Annotated in this window: 15 protein-coding genes; 10 read left to right on the top strand and 5 right to left on the bottom strand. The window is 71.7% G+C overall.

Going from position 1 to position 16445, the window contains the following annotated elements; translation table 11 throughout:
• The first annotated feature begins 78 nt into the window (after positions 1 to 78).
• Positions 79 to 1635 (top strand): acyl-CoA synthetase, encoded by a 1557-nt coding sequence (locus tag ACFYWS_RS01195; protein WP_389268176.1) that lies wholly within the window; start codon positions 79 to 81, stop codon positions 1633 to 1635.
• Here the strand turns inward: ACFYWS_RS01195 and ACFYWS_RS01190 are convergent.
• From ACFYWS_RS01190 to ACFYWS_RS01180, 3 genes are all read right to left on the bottom strand, one after another.
• Positions 1632 to 2039 carry a group 1 truncated hemoglobin gene (locus ACFYWS_RS01190; RefSeq protein ID WP_389268174.1) on the bottom strand — a complete coding sequence of 136 codons (408 nt, stop codon included), beginning with the start codon at positions 2037 to 2039 and terminating at the stop codon, positions 1632 to 1634. The genes ACFYWS_RS01195 and ACFYWS_RS01190 overlap by 4 nt on opposite strands.
• 91 nt (positions 2040 to 2130) lie before the next feature.
• Positions 2131 to 3432, bottom strand: a complete 1302-nt coding sequence (paaK, locus tag ACFYWS_RS01185) for a phenylacetate--CoA ligase PaaK (protein ID WP_389268172.1) — start codon at positions 3430 to 3432, stop codon at positions 2131 to 2133.
• A 108-nt stretch (positions 3433 to 3540) separates the two neighbouring features.
• Positions 3541 to 4329 carry a GNAT family N-acetyltransferase gene (locus ACFYWS_RS01180; protein WP_389268170.1) on the bottom strand — a complete coding sequence of 263 codons (789 nt, stop codon included), beginning with the start codon at positions 4327 to 4329 and terminating at the stop codon, positions 3541 to 3543.
• An 82-nt stretch (positions 4330 to 4411) separates the two neighbouring features.
• On the opposite strand from ACFYWS_RS01180, the gene ACFYWS_RS01175 reads away from it, so the two are divergent.
• A complete protein-coding gene (locus tag ACFYWS_RS01175) occupies positions 4412 to 4801 on the top strand; it encodes a VOC family protein (protein WP_389268168.1) in 390 nt (129 codons plus the stop codon).
• A 27-nt stretch (positions 4802 to 4828) separates the two neighbouring features.
• Here ACFYWS_RS01175 and ACFYWS_RS01170 read toward each other — a convergent pair whose 3' ends face one another.
• The gene (locus ACFYWS_RS01170; RefSeq protein WP_389268166.1) at positions 4829 to 6448 is read right to left on the bottom strand and encodes an acyl-CoA synthetase; all 1620 of its coding nucleotides are present in this window, start codon (positions 6446 to 6448) and stop codon (positions 4829 to 4831) included.
• A gap of 199 nt (positions 6449 to 6647) precedes the next feature.
• Between ACFYWS_RS01170 and ACFYWS_RS01165 the strand changes: the two genes are divergently transcribed.
• The 6 genes from ACFYWS_RS01165 (at position 6648) to ACFYWS_RS01140 (ending at position 12105) form a co-directional block, all read left to right on the top strand.
• Complete coding sequence (locus tag ACFYWS_RS01165; RefSeq protein WP_389268164.1) at positions 6648 to 7448, top strand: crotonase/enoyl-CoA hydratase family protein; 801 nt, start codon at positions 6648 to 6650, stop codon at positions 7446 to 7448.
• Positions 7449 to 7500: 52 nt separating this feature from the next.
• Positions 7501 to 8463 carry a Zn-ribbon domain-containing OB-fold protein gene (locus ACFYWS_RS01160; protein WP_389268162.1) on the top strand — a complete coding sequence of 321 codons (963 nt, stop codon included), beginning with the start codon at positions 7501 to 7503 and terminating at the stop codon, positions 8461 to 8463.
• Positions 8463 to 9521: a thiolase domain-containing protein gene (locus ACFYWS_RS01155; protein WP_389268160.1), complete on the top strand. Its 1059-nt coding sequence runs from the start codon at positions 8463 to 8465 to the stop codon at positions 9519 to 9521. The genes ACFYWS_RS01160 and ACFYWS_RS01155 overlap by 1 nt, the downstream gene beginning before the upstream one ends.
• Positions 9521 to 10702 (top strand): thiolase domain-containing protein, encoded by a 1182-nt coding sequence (locus ACFYWS_RS01150; RefSeq protein WP_389268158.1) that lies wholly within the window; start codon positions 9521 to 9523, stop codon positions 10700 to 10702. The genes ACFYWS_RS01155 and ACFYWS_RS01150 overlap by 1 nt, the downstream gene beginning before the upstream one ends.
• 95 nt (positions 10703 to 10797) lie before the next feature.
• Positions 10798 to 11040, top strand: a complete 243-nt coding sequence (locus ACFYWS_RS01145) for a DUF397 domain-containing protein (RefSeq protein WP_327658884.1) — start codon at positions 10798 to 10800, stop codon at positions 11038 to 11040.
• A 144-nt stretch (positions 11041 to 11184) separates the two neighbouring features.
• Positions 11185 to 12105 (top strand): universal stress protein, encoded by a 921-nt coding sequence (locus ACFYWS_RS01140; RefSeq protein ID WP_389268155.1) that lies wholly within the window; start codon positions 11185 to 11187, stop codon positions 12103 to 12105.
• A gap of 5 nt (positions 12106 to 12110) precedes the next feature.
• On the opposite strand, the gene ACFYWS_RS01135 is transcribed toward ACFYWS_RS01140, so the two are convergent.
• On the bottom strand, positions 12111 to 12833 hold the full coding sequence (locus ACFYWS_RS01135) for a leucine-rich repeat domain-containing protein (protein WP_389268153.1): 723 nt from the start codon (positions 12831 to 12833) through the stop codon (positions 12111 to 12113).
• Between the two features lie 131 nt (positions 12834 to 12964).
• On the opposite strand from ACFYWS_RS01135, the gene ACFYWS_RS01130 reads away from it, so the two are divergent.
• Together ACFYWS_RS01130 and ACFYWS_RS01125 are read left to right on the top strand one after the other, a co-directional pair.
• Positions 12965 to 15856, top strand: coding sequence for an ATP-binding protein (locus tag ACFYWS_RS01130; RefSeq protein ID WP_389268151.1), 2892 nt, complete (start codon positions 12965 to 12967; stop codon positions 15854 to 15856).
• A 76-nt stretch (positions 15857 to 15932) separates the two neighbouring features.
• The gene (locus tag ACFYWS_RS01125) at positions 15933 to 16430 is read left to right on the top strand and encodes a hypothetical protein (RefSeq protein WP_326021568.1); all 498 of its coding nucleotides are present in this window, start codon (positions 15933 to 15935) and stop codon (positions 16428 to 16430) included.
• The last annotated feature ends 15 nt before the right edge of the window (positions 16431 to 16445 follow it).

Below are 16445 nucleotides of genomic sequence, written 5' to 3'. Positions count from 1 at the left end.
CCGGGGGAACGTGGCACCCCGCGGATTCCCTGGGAACACCTCCTTGACCCGGCCCCCGCCACCCCGCAGGATCACGCCATGACGAGGTCACCTTTCCCCAAGCTCTCGGCTCCGCTCGACCAGGGGAGGCCCTATTCCGAGGCCGCCAGCAGCACCGTGGACGGAGTCCTGCGCCGCAGCGCGCGCCGCACCCCGGCGCGCGTCGCCCTGCGCTACGGGCCGCGCTCATGGACGTACGAGGAACTGGACGCCGCCGTGTCCCGCGCGGCCGGGGCCCTGCGCGCCGAGGGCCTCGCGCCCGGCGACCGGGTCGGCGCCTACGGGCACAACTCGGACGCGTACCTGATCGGCTTCCTCGCGTGCGCCCGCGCGGGCCTCGTGCACGTCCCCGTCAACCAGAACCTGACCGGCGACGACCTCGCGTACATCGTGGGCCAGTCCGGCGCCTCGCTCGTCCTCGCCGACCCCGACATCGCGGACCGGCTCCCCGGCGACGTACCGGTGCTGCCGCTGCGCGACGCGGACGACACGCTGCTCACGCGGCTCGCGGCGAGCGCGCCGTACGACGGGCAATTGCCGGGCGCCGACGACCTGGCGCAACTGCTCTACACGTCGGGGACCACCGCACTGCCCAAGGGTGCCCGGATGACACACCGGGCACTCGTGCACGAGTACGTGAGCGCCATCCACGCGCTCGACCTCAGGGAGACGGACCGGCCGGTGCACGCGCTGCCGCTGTACCACTCGGCGCAGATGCACGTGTTCCTGCTGCCGTACCTGGCGGTGGGCGCCACCAACACGATCCTCGACGCGCCGGCGGCCGGGCCGGTCTTCGACCTGGTGGAGGCGGGGGAGGCGGACAGCCTGTTCGCGCCGCCGACGGTGTGGATCGGGCTCTCCCAGCACCCCGAGTTCGCCGCCCGCGACCTGAGCGGACTGCGCAAGGCGTACTACGGCGCCTCGATCATGCCGGTCCCGGTGCTCGAACGGCTGCGGGCCCGTCTGCCGGGACTCGCCTTCTACAACTGCTTCGGGCAGAGCGAGATCGGGCCGCTCGCCACCGTCCTCGGGCCCGAGGAGCACGAGGGGCGGATGGAATCGTGCGGGCGGCCGGTGCTGTTCGTCGAGGCGAAGGTCGTCGACGACGAGGGCAAGGACGTACCCGACGGCACACCCGGCGAGGTCGTCTACCGCTCGCCACAGCTGTGCGACGGCTACTGGGACAAGCCGGAGGAGACCGAACAGGCCTTCCGAGGCGGCTGGTTCAGGTCCGGGGACCTCGCGGTGCGCGACAGCGAGGGCTACTTCACCGTCGTCGACCGGGTGAAGGACGTCATCAACTCCGGTGGCGTGCTCGTCGCCTCACGCCAGGTCGAGGACGCCCTCTACACCCACCCGGCCGTCGCGGAGACCGCCGTCGTCGGGCTGCCCGACGAGCGCTGGATCGAGGCGGTGACGGCGGTCGTGGTGCGCTCCGCGGACGTCGAGGCCACCGAGGAGGAACTCCTCGCCCACGCCCGCGAGAAGCTCGCCCACTTCAAGGCACCGAAGCGCATCGTCTTCGTGGACGAGCTGCCGCGCAACGCCTCCGGCAAGATCCTGAAGCGGGAGCTGCGGGACCGGTTCGCGGACTAGTCGACCGGCCCGGCGGTGACGATGTCCTTGCGTAACGGACTCAGCGCCGCGGCGATCGAGCCGATCGTGTCCTCGTCGACCCCGGCCTCGGCGAGTGCCGCCCCCAGGTGCTCGACGACGCTGTCGAAGGCGCTGTCCGTGACGAGCGCATGGGCGTGGGCCTCGGCCATGGCGCGCCCGGTGTAGGGCTCGGTGGAACCCAAGGCCTGACCGATGAACAGCCGTTGGTGGTCCTTGAGTCCCTCCAGGCCGATGTCCGTGAAGTAGTGCGCGAGCTCGGCGTCGGCGAGGACCTTGTCGTAGAAGCGATCCACGACGGACCTGACCGCGGCATCGCCGCCTATCTGCTCAAAAATGTTCGAACTTCGTTTGCCCATGGGCGAGTTGGGTGAAAGTTGAGTCATGTCGCTGAGCGTAGGAGTCGGTGGGTGCCGGGTCGCCGGATTCGGGCGAGCGCCCGTGTGAACCTTCGTACGGCGTGTGGTGGAGACCGCGTCAACGCTCCCGCTCGTCCACGATCCGCTTGATCTTCCCCACCGACCGCTCCAGCGACTCCGGCTCGACGATCTCCACGCTCACCGTCACCCCCACCCCGTCCTTCATCCCGGCCGCGATGGCGCGTGCCGCCGCCTCCCGCTCCTGCGGTGTCGCGTCGGGCCTGGCCTCCGCGCGTACGGTGAGCGCGTCCATGCGGCCCTCGCGGGTGAGGCGGAGCTGGAAGTGCGGAGCGACGCCGGGCGTGCGCAGCACGATCTCCTCGACCTGCGTCGGGAACAGGTTCACGCCCCGCAGGATCACCATGTCGTCGCTGCGCCCGGTGATCTTCTCCATGCGCCGGAACGCCGGCCGCGCCGTACCCGGCAGCAGCCGCGTCAGATCCCGCGTCCGGTACCGGATCACCGGCATCGCCTGCTTGGTCAGCGACGTGAAGACCAGCTCGCCGTGCTCACCCTCGGGCAGCACCTCACCCGTGATCGGGTCGACGACCTCCGGATAGAACTGGTCCTCCCAGATGTGCAGCCCGTCCTTGGTCTCCACGCACTCCTGGGCGACGCCGGGCCCCATGACCTCCGACAGGCCGTAGATGTCGACCGCGTCGATCCCGGCCCGCTCCTCGATCTCGCGCCGCATCTCCTCGGTCCACGGCTCCGCACCGAAGATGCCGATCTTCAGGGAGCTGGTGCGCGGATCGATGCCCTGGCGCTCGAACTCGTCGAGGAGCGTGAGCATGTACGAGGGTGTCACCATGATGATCTCGGGCTTCAGGTCCAGGATCAGCCGCACCTGGCGTGACGTCATGCCACCCGACGCCGGGATCACCGTGCACCCGAGCCGCTCCGCCCCGTAGTGTGCGCCGAGCCCGCCGGTGAACAGGCCGTACCCGTACGCCACATGGACCTTGTGCCCCGGCCTGCCGCCCGCCGCGCGGATCGCCCGCGCCACCATGTCCGACCACATCGACAGGTCGGCCCCGGTGTACCCGACGACCGTGGGCAGCCCCGTCGTGCCGCTGGACGCGTGCAGCCGCCGCACCTCGCTCTGCTCCACGGCGAACATCCCGAAGGGATAGTTCTCCCGCAGGTCCGCCTTGGTGGTGAACGGGAAGCGCCCCAGGTCCGCCAGTGTGCGGCAGTCCTCGGGCCGCACACCCGCCTTGTCGAACGCCTCGCGGTAGAACGGCACCCGCTCGTACACCCGGTGCAGCGTCCCGCGCAGCCGCTCCAGCTGCAGCGCGCGCAGCTCGTCCGCGCCGAGCCGCTCGCCCTCGTCCCGCCAGTCCGTCTCCATCGACGCCATCGCACGCACTCCCGAAACTCCCGACCGATCATTCGGTTGCCCTGCTGTCGATCAGTAATTCAAGGAGTGACCACACCCGTCAAGACATGCGACGTGCCGGTTCCGATGTCAGCGGGCGACCGGGGGCTCCCGGACGTACGGCGTGGTGGTCCCGAGCGCCACGAACCCCAGGCGTTCCAGGATCGGCCGGCTGTACGCCGACGCGTCCACCTGGACGTACGCGAATCCGCGCTCGGAAGCGATACGGACCCGGAAGGCGACAAGCGCGCGGTAGATCCCGCGGCCCCGCCATCCGGGGACCGTGCCGCCGCCCCACAGGCTCGCGAAGGCCGTCCCCGGGTGGAGCTCCAGGCGGGCGGCGCTCACCGGCTCGTCGCCGTGCAGCGCGACGACCGCGGGGACCGTGGCCGGGTCCTGGGCCAGCTGCGCCCGGAGCTGGTGGCCGATGGCCGAGCGGACGGAGCCGAAGGCCCGCTCGTGCACCCGCTCGACCAGCTCCACCTGCGCCGCATCGGTGACGGGGAGCAGCCGGATGCCGGCCGGGGGCTCGCTGGCGAGGGGCAGCGCGGCGGTCTCCGCGACGAGCAGGGTTTCCGGCTCCTCCGGTACGAACCCGGCTGCCTTGAGCCGGTCGGCAAGGTCGGCGGGGCGGTCGTGTGTGTACGTCTTCCACTCGAAGGCCTGGCCCAACTCGCCGAAGAACCGCACCTGTTCGGCGATCGCCGCGTCGGCGGACTCGTCGTCGAGCCCCGACCACAGCACCCCGTTCCAGCCGGCCGCCGGGCCGATGTGCCGCACCACGTCCCCGACCCGCTCGACCCGCGCCCCGGCCTCCTCCGGCCGCGCCCCGCGCCGCATCTGCTCGTCGAACAGGTCCCGCACCTTCGCATGATCCATGCGGGCACTTCAGCACCGGGAAGGGGGCCCGGCAACCGATAATTCCTGTCGCGGAACAGAACACCCTTGCTAGGGTGCGCCGATGGCATCGATCAAGAAGGTCCAGATCACTTTCGACTGCGCGGAACCCGTTCGCGTCGCCCGCTTCTGGTGTGAGGTGCTCGGGTACGTCATGCCGCCGGGGGCCGACGAGGACGAGTCCTGGTCCCTTGCCGCCGACCCCGAGGGTGAGGGGCCGCGGCTGTACTTCCAGCGCGTCCCCGAGGGGAAGGTCGCCAAGAACCGGGTGCACCTCGATGTGCGGGCCGGCACCGGGCTCGTCGGCGACGAGCGGCTCGCGGTGCTCGAAGCCGAGGCGAAGCGCCTGTACGCGCTCGGCGCGACGCATGTACTGACGCAGCGCGCCGACGACGAGAACGAGTCCTGCATCACGCTGCAGGACATCGAGGGCAACGAGTTCTGCCTCGACTGAACCCGTGATCCTCTCGCGGAGCGGAACCTACGCGTTCCCGTCCGCGGCCATCTGTCGTGCCCACCGGTAGTCGGCCTTGCCGCTCGGCGAGCGCTGGATGCTGTCCGTCACCACCAGCTGGCGGGGGATCTTGTAGCCGGCGAGGTGGGACCGGCAGTGGTTCTGCACGGCGTCCAGGGTCAACACGTGGGCGCCGTCCATGAGTTGGACGACCGCCGCCACATGGTTGCCCCACTTCTCGTCCGGCACGCCGGCCACCAGCGCGTCGTAGATGTCGGGGTGGGACTTGAGCGCCTGCTCGACCTCCTCCGGGTACACCTTCTCGCCGCCCGTGTTGATGCACTGCGAGCCGCGCCCGAGGACCGTGACGATGCCCTGCTCGTCGACCGTCGCCATGTCACCGAGCAGCACCCAGCGCTCGTCACCCTTCTGGAAGAACGTCTCGGCGGTTTTCGCGGGGTCGTTGTAATAGCCGAGCGGGACGTGCCCGCGCTGCGCGATCCGGCCCACCTCGCCGACGGCGACCGGCTCGTACGTCGACGGATCCACCACCTGCGTACGGGAGTTGACCTGGACGTGGAAGCCGGAGCCCGCGCCCGAGTCGGCCGTCGCCGTGCCGTTGAAGCCGGACTCGGACGAGCCGAAATTGTTGAGGAGCATGGTGTTCGGGACCAGTTCCTGGAACTGGGCGCGCACCGTGTCCGACATGATCGCGCCCGAGGACGAGACACTGAACATCGACGAACAGTCCGTGCCCTTCAGCGGCCCCCTCAGCGCGTCGATGAGCGGGCGCAGCATCGCGTCGCCTACCAGGGACATGCTCGTCACCTTCTCCTTCTCGATGGTGCGCAGCACCTCCTCCGGAGCGAACTTGCGGTGGATGACCACGCGCTGACCGAAGTTGAAGCCGATGAACGCGGTGAGCGTCGAGGTGCCGTGCATCAGCGGGGGAGTGGGGAAGAACGTGATGCCGTCGCCGCCCGCCGCCACCCGCTCGGCCAGCTCCTCGGGCCGTGACACCGGCTCACCCGTGGGTGCTCCACCCCCCAACCCGGCGAAGAACAGGTCCTCCTGACGCCACATCACCCCCTTCGGCATCCCGGTCGTACCGCCGGTGTAGATGATGAACTGGTCGTCGGGGGAGCGCGGCGCGAAGCCGCGTCCGGGCGAGGACTGTGCCGTCGCCTCCTCGAAGTCCACCGCCTTCAGTGGCGGCGCGCCTGCCTCGGGGGCACCCACCCGCACCAGGTGCCGGAGCTTCTCCGCACGCGGCAGCGCCGCCGCCACACGCGGTGTGAACTCCGTGTCGAAGACGAGGGCCGCGAGATCCGCGTCCTGGTAGAGGTAGGCCAACTCCTCCTCCACGTAACGGTAGTTCACGTTCACGGGGACGACCCGCGCCTTGAGGCAGCCGAGCGCCGTCTGCAGGTACTCGGTGCCGTTGTAGAGGTGCAGGCCCAGGTGCTCGCCGGGGCGTATCCCGGCCGCGATCAAGTGGTGTGCGACCCGGTTGGCCGCCGCGTCCAGCTCGGCGTACGTGAGCCGGCGCTCGGCGCCCGTACCGGGATGATCCACGTAGACGAGCGCCTCGCGGTCAGGGACCACGTCGACGACCGACTCGAACAGGTCGGCAAGGTTGTACTCCACCGCGCTCCTCCTGATCCAGATGATCCAGGGCCGGATGTCTCCCGGGCGCCTCCTGGCCGTCATCAGAACAGAACGGGGGGTAAGGGGGAAGGGGCCCCGCACAAGAAAACTGACTGAGTGTCAGAAAACTCTTGAACTGGCACGTGCCCTACTGCAACCTGTTCCAGGTCCGAGGCTGCGGCTGACTGGAGGACCCCTCATGGGTGGGACCGAACATCTCGACATCCGGCGCGAGGGCGCCACGCTCGTACTCACGCTCAACAGGCCGGAGGCCAAGAACGCGCTGTCCCTGCCGATGCTCGTCGGCCTCTACGACGGGTGGCTGGAGGCCGACGCGGACGACTCGATCCGCTCCGTCGTGCTCACCGGGGCGGGTGGCGTGTTCTGCGCCGGCATGGACCTCAAGGCCCTCGCGGGCAAGGGGATGGAGGGCGAGCAGTACCGAGACAGGCTCAAGGCCGACCCCGACCTGCACTGGAAGGCGATGCTGCGCCACCACAGGCCGCGCAAGCCCGTCATCGCGGCCGTCGAGGGACACTGCGTCGCGGGCGGCACCGAGATCCTTCAGGGCACGGACATCAGGGTGGCGGGGGAGTCGGCGACGTTCGGGCTCTTCGAGGTCAAGCGCGGCCTGTTCCCCATCGGCGGCTCAACGGTGCGGCTGCCGCGCCAGGTCCCCCGTACCCACGCCCTGGAGATGCTGCTGACCGGGCGGCCCTACCCGGCGCCGGAAGCCGCGGCGATCGGGCTCGTCGGGCGTGTGGTGCCCGACGGGACGGCGCTCGACGCGGCCCTTGAGATCGCCGAACAGATCAACGCGTGCGGCCCGTTGGCCGTCGAGGCGGTCAAGGCGTCCGTCTACGAGACCGCCGAGATGACCGAAACCGACGGTCTCGCCTCCGAGTTGAAGCGCGGCTGGCCCATCTTCGACACCGCCGACGCGAAGGAGGGCGCCCGCGCGTTCGCGGAGAAGCGGCCCGCCGAGTTCCGGCGCGAGTGAGGCCCGCAGCCGTGCCGTTCCGTCCCGTACGCCCATCCGTCAAGGAGGCCTCATGACATCCACCGCCCAACCGGAGGTACTGCGCGCGCCGTTGGTCGTGGAGTTCCCGTTCACCCGCTCCCTCGGTCCCGTCCAGTCCGCCTTCCTCAGCGGCCTTCGCGACCGCACCGTCCTCGGCGTCAAGACAGGCGACGGGAAGGTCATGGTGCCGCCGGTCGAGTACGACCCCGTGACCGCCGAGGAGATCCGCGACCTCGTCGAGGTCGGCGCCACCGGCACCGTCACCACCTGGGCCTGGAACCCCCAGCCGCGGCGCGGCCAGCCCCTCGACACCCCCTTCGCCTGGGCCCTGGTCAAGCTGGACGGCGCCGACACCGCCCTGCTGCACGCGCTCGACGCCCCGGGCCCCGACGCCGTGCACTCCGGCATGCGCGTCCGCGTCCGCTGGGCCGCCGAACGCGAGGGCGCCATCACGGACATCGCGTGCTTCGAACCGTACGAGAGTGACCCGGATGGCCGCCAACCAGCCCCGCACAGCGGCGAGTTCGAGGACCCCGTCACCGGAATCGTCGCCCCCGCCCGCCTCGACTACACGTACAGTCCCGGTGGCGCGCAGACCCGCTACATCAACTCCCTCGCCGAGCGCCGCACCGTCGGAGAGCGCTGCCCGTCCTGCCGCAAGGTCTACATCCCGCCCCGCGGCGCCTGCCCGACCTGCGGAGTCGCCACCGAGGAAGCGGTCGAGGTCGGACCCGCGGGCACCGTCACCACGTACTGCATCGTGAACATCAAGGCGAAGAACCTCGACATCGAAGTCCCGTACGTCTACGCCCACATCGCCCTCGACGGCGCCGACCTCGCCCTGCACGGCCGCATCGGCGGCATCCCGTACGACCAGGTGCGGATGGGCCTGCGCGTCGAACCCGTGTGGACGGAGGGCGGGCGCTACCCCGACCACTACCGGCCCACCGGTGAACCCGACGCCGATTACGAGACGTACAAGGAGATGGTCTGATGCGGCCGCCGATCCGGGACATCGCCGTCGTCGCCTTCGGGCAGACCGACCACACACGTACCTCCGACGAACAGTCGGAAGTCGAGATGCTGATGCCCGTCCTGCACCAGGTCCTCGACGCCACCAGCCTCAAGACCAGTGACATCGGGTTCACCTGCTCGGGATCGAGCGACTACCTCGCCGGGCGCGCCTTCTCCTTCACCATGGCGCTCGACGGCGTCGGCGCCTGGCCGCCGATCTCCGAGTCCCACGTCGAGATGGACGGCGCCTGGGCCCTGTACGAGGCGTGGACCAAGCTGCTGACCGGCGAGGCCGACACCGCGCTCGTCTACTCGTACGGGAAGTCCTCACCGGGCTCCGTACGTGACGTCCTGACGCGCCAGCTCGACCCGTACTACGTCGCCCCGCTGTGGCCCGACTCCGTCGCGCTCGCCGCCCTCCAGGCGCAGGCGCTGATCGACGAGGGACACACCGACGAGCCCGCGCTCGCCGGCGTCGCGGCCCGCAGCCGCGAGTCCGCCACCGGAAATCCGCACGCCCAGCTGCGGGGGAACGTGCCGCACGGCGATTACGTCGTAAATCCGCTGCGCACCGGGGACTGCCCGCCGATCGGGGACGGCGCGGCGGCCGTGATCCTCGCCGCGGGCGATCGCGCCAGGGAACTGTGCGAGCGGCCCGCCTGGATCCGCGGCATCGACCACCGCATCGAGGCACACAGCCTCGGGGTGCGCGACCTCACCGACTCGCCGTCCACCCGGCTCGCCGCCGAGAAGGCCGGGGCCTTCGAACGGCCCGTGGACACCGCCGAGTTGCACGCCCCGTTCACCTCGCAGGAGGTCGTCCTGCGCCGCGCCCTGAGCCTCGGCGACGACGTCGACGTGAACCCCTCCGGAGGTGCGCTCGCCGCCAACCCGGTGATGGCCGCCGGGCTCATCCGCATCGGTGAGGCCGCCGCCCGCATCCACGGCGGGAACTCTCGGCGCGCCCTCGCCCACGCCACCTCCGGGCCCTGCCTCCAGCAGAACCTGGTCGCCGTACTCGAAGGGGAGGACCAGTGATGTCCAAGGCCGTGTCCCACAAGGAGCCGGTAGCCGTCGTCGGGATCGGGCAGACCAAGCACGTCGCCGCCCGCCGCGACGTGTCGATCGCCGGACTCGTCCGCGAAGCCGCCCAACGGGCCCTCGAAGACGCCGAGTTGACCTGGGCCGACATCGACGCCGTCGTCATCGGCAAGGCGCCCGACTTCTTCGAGGGCGTCATGATGCCGGAGCTGTACCTCGCCGACGCGCTCGGCGCCGTCGGCAAGCCGATGCTGCGCGTGCACACCGCCGGATCCGTGGGCGGGTCCACCGCGCTCGTCGCCGCCAACCTCGTCGCGGCCCGCGTCCACGGCACCGTACTCACCCTCGCCTTCGAGAAGCAGTCCGAGTCGAACGCCATGTGGGGGCTCTCCCTGCCCATCCCGTTCCAGCAGCCGCTGCTCGCGGGAGCCGGCGGCTTCTTCGCGCCGCACGTACGCGCGTACATGCGCAGGACCGGCGCCCCCGACACCGTGGGCTCCGTCGTCGCCTACAAGGACCGCCGCAACGCGCTGAAGAACCCCTACGCACACCTCCACGAGCACGACATCACCCTGGAGAAGGTCCAGGCCTCGCCGATGCTCTGGGACCCCATCCGCTACTCCGAGACATGCCCCTCCTCCGATGGTGCCTGCGCGATGATCCTCACCGACCGCGCGGGAGCGGACCGCTCGTCGAAGCCGCCCGCCTGGATGCACGGCGGCGCGATGCGCAGCGAACCGACCCTCCACGCGGGCAAGGACTTCGTCTCCCCGCAGGCCGGCAAGGACTGCGCCGCCGACGTGTACCGGCAGGCCGGGATCGCGGACCCGCGCCGCGAGATCGACGCCGTCGAGATGTACGTGCCGTTCTCCTGGTACGAGCCGATGTGGCTGGAGAACCTCGGGTTCGCGGACGAGGGCGAGGGCTGGAAGCTCACCGAAGCGGGCGTCACGGAACTCGACGGGGACCTCCCCGTCAACATGTCGGGCGGCGTCCTGTCCACCAACCCCATCGGCGCCTCCGGGATGATCCGCTTCGCCGAAGCGGCGCTCCAGGTGCGCGGTCAGGCCGGGGAACACCAGGTCGACGGCGCGCGGAAGGTCCTCGGGCATGCCTACGGAGGCGGCTCGCAGTTCTTCTCCATGTGGCTCGTCGGCGCCGAACCCCCCACCCGTTGAACGCGCGTTGACCACCATCGCCCTTCGCGGCCTGTGCGCGGCACGGACCGATCGCTAGGCTGACGCACGGACGACGAACCGGGAGGAGCACGGACGTGGCCGAGAGCACCATCGACCAGCACCCGCTCATGGGGTGGCAGAAGCCGGACCTGGATCTCAGCAAAGCGGATTGGCGGTCCAGCAGCGGGGGGCAGGGCGATGTCCAGATCGCCTTTGTCGAAGGCTTCATCGCGATGCGCAACGGCGGACACCCAGAGAGCCCGTCCCTGATCTTCACGCCGGCCGAGTGGGGGGCGTTCGTGAGTGGTGCCCGAGAGGGCGAGTTCGATCTGACGTAGTCGCTTTCACGGCTCTTTGCACACGCGGTTCCGACACGGGACCTACGGCCCTGTCCTGTGGCCCCGGCATTTGCGAGCCTGGCCACAGGAACAGCCGGTCAATGAGGGCGCGGCGACGCGCCCGGTGTCGGAGGCGAAGAGATCATGCCCAGCGCTCACCACCTGCCCGTCCTCACCGCGGTGGACGGCTCTGACGACAGCCTCCGCGCCCTGGAATGGGCGCTCGCCGAGGCGGCCCGGCGCGGCGCCGAGCTGCGCGTCGTACATGTGCAGCAGTACGCGCCGTTCCTCCAGGCCGAGGTGCTCGTGGCGGACTTCGACGAGGAGCCCGAGAACGACACCGTGCTCGCGGAGCTGCGCAAGCACCTGGAGGGGCGCGAGGGGCTGCCGCCACTGGAGTTCATCAGCCGCACCGGTCTTCCGGCCGTGGTGCTGGCCGAGATGAGCGCCGAGGCCCAGCTCCTGGTCGTCGGCTCGCGCGGGCGCGGCGGCTTCGCGGGGCTGCTGCTCGGCTCGAACAGTGTGTCGGCGGCGCGCGACGCGGCCTGCCCGGTCGTCGTGGTACCGAAGCCGGGGCGCGAGGTGCACGGCGACGCGGAGCTGCCGCCAGGGCCGCGCGTCGTGGTCGGACTCAAGGCGGACGCGCCGGACCACGCGGCGCTGGCCTTCGCGTTCGCGCACGCGGCCCGTACGGGTGCCCGGCTGCAGGTCGTCGTCGCGTATCCGTGGCCGGTCCTTGCCTGGACGGCGTACGGGGACTTCACGCCCACGGCCGTCGACCAGGAGGCGGCCGAGCGCGACACGCTTCGAGTGGCCGATGAGAGTCTCGCGGAATTGCGGGACTCTCACCCTAAAGTTGAGGTTGAGGCTTTGGTGGTGCCGGGGGACGCGGCGGGCCATCTCGTCGAGAACTCACGCGACGCGGAACTGGTCGTCGTCGGCCGCCACCGCCGCCGCCTCACCCGCCCCGCCCCGATGCTCGGCTCGGTCACGCACGCGGCCCTGCTGCACGCGGCCGGCCCCGTCGCGGTGGTGCCGCCGGAGGCGGACGCGGACGCGGGCTGAGCCGCTCAGCGCAGCACGACACACCCCCGCCCGGCCAGCTCGTCGAGCAGGCCGGGCGCCAGGCGCACCTCGTTCCAGCGCAGGTCGAGCTTCTCCAGGCAAGGCAGCTCCACGACCCACCCCGGCACCTCGCGCAGCCGATTGCCGCGCAGGTCGAGCCGGCGCAGACGGGGCAGGCCGCGCAGCGCCTCGGGCACGGCGGCGAACGCGTTGTCCCGCAGCTCCACCTCCCGCAGCTCCGCCAGATCCCGAACGGACGCGGGAAGCGCGGACAGCCGATTTCCGCGCAGCCACAGCTCCCGGAGCGCGGTGAGCCCGCCGATGCCGCCGGGCAGCGCTTCGAGCCGGTTGTGCTGCGCACGCAGCTCCACGAGGCCGGTCATCGCGCCGAGCGTGGAGTGCAGCGCCGTCAGCCGGTTCTCGCCGACATTCAGATACGCGAGCCGATCGAGGGCGCCGAGGGATTCCGGCAGCGCGGTGAGCCGGTTGTCGTGCAGATACAGGAAACGGCTCAGGCCGGTGAGCGTACCGAGCTCCGCCGGGACCGACGTGAGCCGGTTGTGCCCGAGGTCGAGGGTGTGCAGCCGCGTCAGCGTGCCGATGCGTTCGGAAAGGTGTGCGAGCCGGTTGTCGGCCAGCAGCAGCACCTCCAGCGCGGGATGCCGCCACACCTCCTCGGGCACGGCGTCCAGGTCGCCCCGCCAGTGGTCGAGCACAGTCACTGTCATGGACGCGTACCTTAATGGCACCCGATTTTCGTACCGAGATTGCCGCATCACGCTCCGGCGGGGGCGCCCCGGCGTACGCTGAGGTGCCTGGAAACCGTGGTGCGCGACCGCGCCGCGGGTGGGGGTGCGCCATGGTGCGGAGCGCCGGCAGGGGCAGGCGGAAGCTGTTCGAGCGGGACAGTGAACTCGCCGTCGTGGACGCGGTGTTGAACGAGCTGACCGGTATCCCGCAGCAGGGCGCGGAGCCCCCGGACCGGCCGCACGGCGCGCTGCTCGCCGTCGCCGCGACCGCCGGACTCGGCAAGACCAGCCTCCTCGCCGAAGTACGCCGCAAGGCCGCCGCCAAGGGCTGCACCGTCCTGTACGCACGCGGCGGCGACCAGGAGCAGGGCGTCGCCTTCCACGTCGCACGCCAGCTCCTCCAGCCGCGCCTCGCGGGCGCCTCCGCCGCCGACCTGCATGCCACGCTGGGCAGTTGGTACGCGATCGTGGGCCCCGCCCTCGGTCTGTGCGCCCCCACCGAAGGCGCGCCACCCGACCCGCAGGGTCTGCGCGACGGCCTCGACTGGGTGCTCACCCACCTCGCCGTGCAACAGGCCCCCATGGTCCTCGTCCTCGACGACGCCCACTGGGCCGACCCGGAATCCCTGAGCTGGCTCGCCGCGTTCGCCCCGCGAGCCGAGGAGCTGCCGCTCCTGCTCGTCGTCGCCTACCGCCCCGAGGAACTCCCGGACCACGCCGAGGCCCTGCGCGGCCTTCCGGGTCGCTCGGGCCGCCGCGCCCTCGGACTCGAACCGCTCAGCGCCACCGCCATCGCAGGCCTCGTCCGCGAATCGCTCGGCGGCCACGCCGACGACGCGTTCTGCCGCGAATGCTGGGCCGTCACCGCGGGCAACCCCTTCGAAGCGGTCGAGCTGACCGCGAAGGTGCGCGACCGCGGCCTCGTCCCCACCGAGACCGGCGCCCACCTGCTGCGCGACCTCGCCGCCGCCGCGAAGGGCAGCGGACTCGTCGCCCGCATCGAACGACTCGGCACCTCCACCGTCCGCTTCGCCTGGGCCTGCGCCGTGCTCGGCACCGAGATCGCGCCCGAACTCGCCGCGAACGTCGCCGGGTTGGGCTCCGAAGAGGCCGCCGACGCCACCGACCGGCTCAGGTCGGCGCGCGTACTCCAGGGCGTGGAGTCGCTCGAATTCGTCCACCCGCTCATCGCCACCGCCGTCTACCGCGCTATCCCCGGCGGCGTCCGCGTCGCCCTGCACGGGCAGGCCGCCTGGACCGTCCTCGACGCGGGCCTCGGCCCCTGCGCCGCCGCCCGGCACCTGCTGGAGACCCACCCCGAAGGCGACGCGTGGGTCGTGCGGCAGCTGCGCGCCGCCGCCGCCGAGACCGTGCGCGCGGGCGCACCCGACGCCGCCCGCCGCTACCTCGCCCGCGCCCTGCGCGAACCCCCGGCCTTCGACGACCGCGCCGCCGTCCTCTACGAACTCGGCAGCGCGTCCCTGCTCACCGAACCCGCCACCACCGTCAACCATCTGCGTGCCGCCCTCGAAGAGCCCATCACCGACCCGGCTCTGCGCCACGGCATCGTCTACCGCCTCTCCCAAGTCCTCGCCCACACCGACCGGTTGGCCGAGGCGTCGGAGACCCTCGCCCGCGAGGCCCGCGTCACCGACGACCCGCGCGTACGCCTGCGTATGCAGGCCGAACAGTTCATGTGGGACGCCTTCCGCGCCGACGAACCCGACTCCCCGGCCCGCTCCCGGCGCCTCGCGAAACTCGCCGACCGGCTCACCGGCCGCGACCTCACCGAGCGCTACCTCATCGGCCTGCGCACCTGGGACGCCACCCTGCGCGGCGAGCCCGCCGACACGGTGATCCAGCACGCCGAGCGCGCCCTGGCCGGCGGCCTGCGCTGGGCCGCCGACGACGACCGCGGCTTCGAGGTCCCCGTCCTCGTCGCCATGGCCTTCCTCTACGCCGACCGTCCGGGCCGCACCGAGGAACTCTTCGTCGAGGGCATCGCCGACTTCGAGCAGGCGGGCTGGCGCGGCGCCCACCTCTCCTTCGCCTACACGCTGCTCGGCTACATCCGCTACCGACGCGGACGGCTCGCCGAGGCCGAGGACTTCGTGCGCGCCGGCCTGCGCCTCGCCCGGCGCGTCGGACCCGGCACCCCGGCCCACTGGTACGCCGTCGGCACCCTGGTCGAGGTGCTGCTCGCGCGCGGCCGGGCCCCCGAGGCCAAGGAGGTGGCGGAGGAGCACGCCTTCGGCCCGCCGTTCCCCGCCGCCGTCGTCTTCCCCGACGCACAGACCGTGTACGGAGAACTCCTCCTCGCGCTCGGCCGCACCGAGGACGCCGTCGAGGAGCTCGCCGCGGCGGGCCGCCGCCTCGACCCGCGCGGCATGCGCAACCCCGCCTGGTGCCCCTGGCAGCTGCACCTCGCCCGCGCCGAGGCGCCCGACGCACCCGGGCGCGCCCGGGCCCTCGCCGCCGACGCCGTCGAGCGGGCCCGGCACTACGGCGCGCCATCCGCCGTGGGCCAGGCCCTGCGGATCATGGCCGAGGTCTCCGCCGGTACCGATTGCGCCAAGCTCCTGGAGGAGTCCGTCGCCCACCTGGAGCGCTCACCCGCCGGCTACGAGCTGGCCTGCTCGCTCGTCGCCCTCGGCGCGGAACTGCGCCGCGAAGGCCGGGCCAAGGAGGCCGCGGACCACCTCTACCGGGGGCTCGACGCGGCGGTCGGCTGCGGCGCCGACGGCCTGGCGCAGCACGCCCGCGACGAACTGGCCGTGGCCGGTCTGCGGCCGCGCCCCCTGCACGGCGCGGTCACGGACACGCTCACCGCGCGGGAGCGGGCCGCGGCACGCTGCGCCGCGCGCGGCCTGTGTCCCGCGGAAGTCGCCGCCGAGCTGCGCCTGGACGAGCCGACCACGGTGCGGCTGCTCTCCGCGGCGTACCGGAAACTGGGCACGAACCCCTCGGGGCTCGCCGCCGCGCTGGACGGGACGCCACCCTGACCCGCCCCCGCACCACGCGCACACAGGCGAAACCCCGACGCAGGCTCACGCCGCGCGTCGACGTACCATGGAGCGCATGTCCTTCCTCCGCCGCCGCGCTGCGACCCCCGCGGGTCCCGACTTCGACGTCCTGGCCATGGATCCGGGCGACTGGCCGGGCAACCTGGGCGCCGGTCTGCTGCCCGCCCCCGACGGAACGTGCCAGGGCGTGTTCCTGCGCTACGACCTGTTCGGCGGCCGCGGCCCCGCGATGGTCATCGGCAACCTGCCCGAGGGCTCACCGGCCCGCGAGGTGGACGACGGGGACATCCCCTTCGAGGTCGCCCAGCTCCTCGTCGCCCTCGAGAACGACGAGGAAGTCACCGTCACCGACGTGGAGGACGTCCCGGTGATGCAGGGCGACAACCTCCTCGTGGTGCGCCGCCTGAAGCTCTCCGAGACGCGGATCTCCTGCGTCCAGTTCGACCGCAGCGACAATGTGCTCGTGACCATCGCGTCCTGGGACCGTCCGATCACGGACGACCTGTACGCGCTGCTCAAGCCGCTGCCGGCGGAACTGTTCCAGCAGGGCTGAGCAGCGCGCACGTCA

The sequence above is a fragment of the Streptomyces sp. NPDC002795 genome (assembly GCF_042888725.1).
Lineage (GTDB): Bacteria > Actinomycetota > Actinomycetes > Streptomycetales > Streptomycetaceae > Streptomyces.
This window is presented reverse-complemented; position numbering and strand designations above follow the sequence as displayed.